We start from the raw sequence: 252 nt of genomic DNA, 5'->3' as shown, positions 1-252 counted from the left end.
AGATGGTAATAATGAAATTACAAAAAAGATGGTTATTATGTGGTCTATTTTCACTATGTACACTCCCTCATATCGTTCATGCAGAATCAAAAGAACCAATTAATCATGAATCTGTAAAAAAAGAACCCATAAATAATGTAGAGAAAACATTTACGCAAAAACATACTTCTATAGAAGGTTGCGAGATTAGTGATGAAGGTAAAGATATTATCGAGGATTATATGGTTAAAAAATATATGCCTATCGAGGGGT

At 30.6% G+C, this 252-nt stretch carries 1 pseudogene; it reads left to right on the top strand.

Annotation, left to right across the window (positions count from 1 at the left end):
- Window positions 1–11: 11 nt before the first annotated feature.
- A pseudogene (locus MR160_RS34455) lies at window positions 12–252 on the top strand (cell wall hydrolase); the annotation flags it as partial.

This window comes from Bacillus cereus group sp. BfR-BA-01382, from assembly GCF_022663475.1.
GTDB classification, from domain to species: Bacteria; Bacillota; Bacilli; order Bacillales; family Bacillaceae_G; genus Bacillus_A; species Bacillus_A thuringiensis_S.
Note: the sequence above shows the minus strand (reverse complement) of the source record. Positions and strands in the feature narration are given on the sequence as shown.